The sequence below is a fragment of the Methanoregula sp. genome, from assembly GCF_049686655.1.
Classification (GTDB): domain Archaea; phylum Halobacteriota; class Methanomicrobia; order Methanomicrobiales; family Methanospirillaceae; genus Methanoregula.
Map to the genome: position 1 here is coordinate 102,540 of NZ_JBAVIG010000079.1, position 6,000 is coordinate 108,539.

At 52.5% G+C, this 6,000-nt stretch carries 3 protein-coding genes; all 3 read left to right on the plus strand.

The window, feature by feature from the left end; translation table 11 throughout:
• The first annotated feature begins 338 nt into the window (after nucleotides 1–338).
• Genes WBL42_RS12140 through feoB form a run of 3 tightly spaced genes read left to right on the plus strand, consistent with a single transcriptional unit; the run spans nucleotide 339 to nucleotide 5,634 of the window.
• Nucleotides 339–2,930 carry an oligosaccharyl transferase, archaeosortase A system-associated gene (locus tag WBL42_RS12140; protein ID WP_424721545.1) on the plus strand — a complete coding sequence of 864 codons (2,592 nt, stop codon included), beginning with the start codon at nucleotides 339–341 and terminating at the stop codon, nucleotides 2,928–2,930.
• Nucleotides 2,930–3,649 (plus strand): DtxR family transcriptional regulator, encoded by a 720-nt coding sequence (locus tag WBL42_RS12145; protein WP_424721546.1) that lies wholly within the window; start codon nucleotides 2,930–2,932, stop codon nucleotides 3,647–3,649. Before WBL42_RS12140 ends, WBL42_RS12145 begins: the two co-directional genes overlap by 1 nt.
• Nucleotides 3,646–5,634, plus strand: a complete 1,989-nt coding sequence (gene feoB, locus WBL42_RS12150; protein WP_424721547.1) for a ferrous iron transport protein B — start codon at nucleotides 3,646–3,648, stop codon at nucleotides 5,632–5,634. The genes WBL42_RS12145 and feoB overlap by 4 nt, the downstream gene beginning before the upstream one ends.
• Nucleotides 5,635–6,000: the final 366 nt, after the last annotated feature.

The following is a 6,000-nucleotide window of genomic DNA, read 5'->3' on the forward strand; positions in this document are numbered from 1 at the left end:
GCGGCAGATACAGCTCTCGGCCGACAAACTATGAAAGGTACATTAAACCCATCACATCAGAAAAAGACCAGAAAACCTCGGGACGCGGGCATATCATCCGTTACGGTGCTCATCCTGATCTCACATGCCTGTGCTCCTGGCGGCATGATGAGCTTGGTTGATCTTCCATGAGCTGCAACCCTCAAGCTTGTAAACGGGATGTGGGGAGATGTAGGGTAATTTTTAGGATCACCTAAATATTTATTATTTAGGGGAGCCTAAATAATTGTGTAGTATCAAAAAGTCCAAGATGGTGTTAAAACGTGAATTGTTCAATCCTTAAAAACCATCAGAGACTGGTGATCATTGGTCTCGTGGGTATTTTTACCCTCGTTGCCCTCTGGCTCCGCCTTCTTCCCATGTTTACGGGTCCCGTCGATATTCTTTCGAAAGTAGCAAGCGATGACCCCCAGTACGATCTGCGGCTGGTCGAACTGTTCCTTGCAAATCATTTCCAGTATGCCTGGTTCGACCCGATGTCAAATTTCCCTCATGGGACATTGATTTACTGGGGTCCGATGACCATTTATATTGCTGGAATTGCCTGCACGATCGCAGGAGTGGTCACTCGCCCGGATATTATCGGCGTATGTCTCCTTGTGACACCCTTCTTCGCAACCGCTACAGTAGTTCTCATGTATTTTGTGGGAAAGGCGTACGGGGACTGGAAGACCGGACTGCTCGCTTCGGGGTTCACCGCGGTTGTTTCCGGAACCTTTTTCCTCTACTCCCTCTACGGTTATTTTAATCACCGCGACGGTGAGGTGCTCTTCTCCACATTGTTCTGCCTGGCATACCTGTATATCCTGATCTCGGAAAAGGGCACAACGATACATCTCACCGATTTCAGTACCTGGAGAAAGACCGCTTTGTTATCCGTCCTTGCGGGTATCGCGTATCTTCTCGGCCTCTTTGTCATGCCGACCATGATCCTGTTCGCCTTCATCGTCGGTGTATTCACCGTCATCCAGTTCATGTTCGATTTCTACCGCGGACGTTCCAGTGAATACCTGCTGATTGCAAACGCCATCGTTTTTACCATTGCAACTGCCGGGCTCCTCCTCTTCGGATTCAAAAGCCCCGGCATGGATCTCTCGACATATTCCATAGGCCATGTGTATGCCTATGTATGCCTGATCGGTGCAACTGTACTGTTGTATCTCCTTGCCCGGTATCTTAAAAACAGGGAGCGATACTATTATCCCGGAATCATTATCGGTAGCGGGATCCTGTTTGCGGCAATCCTCTTCGTGGCAGCTCCGCAGCTCTATACCCTGTTTATCAACGATCTCTATGCATTCTTCGGTCAGGCATCCGTAACCCAGACCGTCATGGATGCGATGGCATGGTCGCCTGCAGAAGCGTGGCAGGCATTCAACTACGGCCTCTTTCTGATGGCCGGGGGCATACTTGTAGCTCTCTACAACAACCTCAGGGATGAACGGCCCCATGAAATTTTTGCGCTGGTCTGGGCTCTCATCATATTATTCTCCACCTGGCAGCACGTACGGTACGAGTATTATCTTGCAGTTGTCATCGCATTGCTTTCAGCTGTTTGCGTCCATTTCGTTTTTGAGAGGGGGTGGGGAGATCTCCGCACGCTGGTGAGTGGAATCATGACGCATGATGAATCGGGTGGTTCAGGCGAAGCCGGGAGAGATCAACCACGCAGGGGCAAAAGCCAGAAGCACAAGAAAAGTCCGGGCGATTCCCGAAAACTGAACTACCCCGTTCTTGGGGGAGTAGTAATCGTGCTGGGCCTTGGTCTCCTCTTTGCCTATACATCAATTTCCTATAATTACACCGTCGGATCCAGCGGGGTTAACACGATGAACCCCGACTGGAAAGAATCTCTCGAATGGCTGGGCAACAGTACACCGGATACCGGCGTGAATTATTTTACCATCTATGACCAGAAGACATTCCAGTATCCTTCCACCGCGTACGGGATCATGTCTTGGTGGGACTACGGGCATATGATCACGTATGTCGCAAAACGCATTCCGAATGCAAACCCATTCCAGCAGGGCGTTACCGGTCCCGATGGTGCCGCTGCGTACTTCATGGCAACTTCAGAGGATACTGCAAATGCCATCCTCGATGGCGACGGCACCCGCTACGTGATTACCGATATCGAAATGGACACCGGAAAATTCTGGGCGATGTCAACATGGTACAACGCATCTGCCGCCACAGAACCCTACCAGGAAAACATGTTCATGCAGGACAATAGTCTGGACCAGAAATACCAGCTCGTAACACTCAATAAACAGCCGTATTACCTGACCATGATCTCCCGTCTCCATAACTCTGATGGATCAATGGCGGAGCCAACAGACGTTTATTATATTGAATATGCTGATCCGGAAGTAACGCATGCATCATTACCGGTCATCACTAACGCCAAGCCATTAAATCTCTCTGCAGCAACCCTTGCGGCAGAACAATACAACCAGGCGGCTCCTGCGGGATACCATGCTACAGTTCTCAGTTTATCGCTCGTCCAGCCCCTTGACACCGTTCCCGCACTCCGGCATTACCGGCTTGTCCACGAGTCTCCGACCAACGCGGCAAACTCAGATACAATCGATGTAAAGTACGTAAAGATCTTCGAATACGTCAATGGCGCTCATATCAAAGGAACCGGTATCATCGATATACCCCTTGTTACCAACACCGGCAGGAACTTCACGTACCGGCAGGAGAGTGTCAACGGTGAATTCATCGTCCCGTATTCAACAAGCGATAACCCGTACCCGGTGAAGGCCATCGGCCCATACCAGATCGAAGGCACACGTACAACATACGAGGTGCCAGAATCCGCGGTCATGCAGGGCGCGACAGTAGGGCCGGCCCAGCTATCCGGTACCATGCCTCAGGAGCAGGTATAATGGCTCAGGAGCAGGTCGAGGAGTACCTCGAAACAATCTATGATCTCGAATCGCGGGACGGGTCTGCGAAGACGACCGCGATAGCAAAGTGCCTGAAGATCGCGCCGGCAAGTGTGACGGAGGTGCTGAAAAGTCTCTCAGACAAAGGGTTCGTACAGTATGAACCGTACCGTGGTGCGACCCTGACGGAAGAGGGGAAAAAGATCGCGGGTACTATAAAGCGGAAACACCGGCTCCTTGAAGTATTTTTAACGGATGTCCTCAAACTGAACCGGGAAAAGGTCCACGATGAAGCGTGCAGGATGGAGCACACGATCTCAGAAGAGACCGAGGATGCACTCTGCCGGATGCTGGACGCCCCGGCACATTGCCCTCATGGCAGCCCGATCAGCCCCTGTAACAAAGGCGTGGGGAGCTGCGCCGAGTGCGATGGCGCAGGAAACACCGGTATGCCCTTAGTCATCCGTGATAAAAAGATAATACCTATCACGGACCTCCGCCCGGAACAGAAAGGCCGGATCGCATTTATCCGGGGGGACTGTAAAGTTGTCCAGCGCCTCTCCGACCTTGGGTTGACACTCGGGACAAACGTTTCTGTCCTGAAAAAAGCGCCCATGGGCGGACCGGTGGAGATCTCGGTCAGGAGGACCAAACTTGCTGTCGATCACGCAATCGCCGAGAATATCTTTATTGAACCACCTCTTTTGGGTGAGCTATGAGCGGTTGTGGCGAATGCAAAGGCTGCTCAACCGGTGGGGAGTCCAAAATCAGGAATGTGGATTATACGATTGCCCTTGCCGGCAATGCGAACGTCGGCAAAAGCGTGATCTTCAACCAGCTGACCGGTGTTGACCAGATCATCGGCAACTGGCCGGGAAAGACCGTTGAGCGGGCCGAGGGACTCCTGCTCCACAAAGGGAAGCGGATCCGGGTCATCGACCTGCCCGGCATCTACTCATTCTCCACGTACTCCATGGAAGAACTGGTATCGCGGGATTTTATCGCACTCGAACACCCGGATGCGGTGATCAATGTCATCGATGCCTCGGCACTGGAACGCAATCTCTTCTTCACGATACAGCTCCTGGAGCTGGCACCCCCGCTGATGATAGCGGTCAACCAGGTCGATCTCGCGGAGAAAAAAGGAATTACGATCGATACGCAGAAGTTTTCCGCATTGCTTGGTGTTCCGGTTGTCCAGACTGTTGCCATCAGGGGGAAGGGAATCCCCGTACTCACTGACGCAATCACGGGTCTCATGCAGGACCACCCGGTTCCCCCGGTCCTCCACTACGGGAAGGAAATAGAAGAACGGATTGGAAAAATAATCGCCCTGCTGGAAACGGTAACTACACAGTACCCCGTACGGTGGACAGCAATCAAACTCCTCGAACGCGATCCGGCTATCGTGCAGCTTATAAATGCGCAGGATCCTGCCATCGTTGAAAAAGCGGGATTACTCGCAGGGGAGATTGAATCCATCCACGGGGAACCGGTTTGCGTTGTCATGAGCGCGGAGCGGTACCAGATTGCAGACCGGATTGCAGCTGAAGTAATGACCATGCGGCCACCGGGCGAGGGTTCCCTGAAAAAGAGCCTGACCGACCGGCTCGATGAAGTGGCCCTTCACCCGGTTTTCGGGTATCTCGGTGTCATTGCGGTGATCGGCGGGTTGCTGGTCTGGACATTTTTAATCGGAGCACAGGTCTCGGGGTTCCTGCAGGCATTTCTTTCCCATTTTGAACAGTATGAACCGGTTGTCTCGGGACCGATCATGGACATTCTCTGGAACGGGGCATTCACCGGTTTCGTTGCGGGAGTTACTCTGGTCATTCCCTATGTCCTGCCGTTCTACCTGCTCCTGGCCATTCTGGAAGATTCGGGCTATCTCACCCGCATCTCGGTGATGCTCGATCGCGGCATGCACAAACTGGGGCTGCACGGGAAAGCGATCATCCCCCTGATCCTTGGATACGGGTGCAATGTCCCTGCCATCTATTCCTGCCGGATCATGGAAACGCCGAAGCAGAAGACCCTTGCTGCATTCCTGGTGACGCTTGTTCCCTGCACGGCACGGACGGTTGTCATCCTTGGCCTTGTCGCCGCATTCGTCAATATCTGGTGGGCGCTTGCGCTCTATGCATTTGATATCCTCCTTATCATTGTTGTCGGAAGAATCGCGTTTAAAGCGGTTCCAGGTGAATCGGTCGGGCTGATCATGGAGATGGCCGATTACCATGTCCCTTCTGTCTCGGTCGTCCTGAAGCAGACCTGGACCCGGACAAAGTCGCTCATCTGGATCGTCTTCCCGGCGTATATCATCGGGAGCGCAATAATCCAGGCATTCTATGCGGCCGGGCTCCTCACCCCGGTAAACAATCTTCTTTCACCCGTGACCGTTCTCTGGCTCGGGTTGCCTGCGGTCATCGGGATTACGCTGATCTTCGGTATCGTCCGGAAAGAGCTGACGATCCTTACCCTCGCCGTGATCTTCCACACTACAAACTTCGCGTCGATCATGTCCCCGGTCCAGCTGATTGTCCTTGCCCTGGTCTCGATGCTCTATATTCCGTGCATCTCGGTGATCCTTGTACTCGCATCGGAGTTCGGCTGGAAGAAAGCGCTTTCGATTTCTGCAGCCGAGATCATCATGGCAATTGGTATTGGCGGGATCGCGTTCCGGGTGCTGAGCCTGGCAATGTGAGAACGGCAGGAAAGAAGGATTCACTTTATTTTCATACGGTCGTAGAATACGGGAAGGTGGCTGCATCAGCCAATTCTTTACTGTTTCTCGTGGGCATGCAGAAACCCTCGCCCACCGTAGCGAACGGCCCGGATCTTATCTCCACGCAACCGTTCCGGGATATGGCCTGCCGGGATATATATCGAAACTGAATTGCACGTACCAGGGAAAAATACAGCAGATGTTGATTTAACAAAATGAAAAAAAACGATAATAATGCACAATCACAAAAAACTCATCGGTTTCGCGATCGTAATTTCAGTAAATACAACCCGGCACCCGCCACGATGAGGAGGATGGCGATGATGGCCGGCAGCCTCGAAACGA

Bases quoted from the DNA above. Each gene is read 5' to 3' on its own strand.
- WBL42_RS12145 (WP_424721546.1), top strand. From the start codon at position 2,930: ATGGCTCAGGAGCAGGTCGAGGAGTACCTCGAAACAATCTATGATCTC.
- feoB (WP_424721547.1), top strand. From the start codon at position 3,646: ATGAGCGGTTGTGGCGAATGCAAAGGCTGCTCAACCGGTGGGGAGTCC.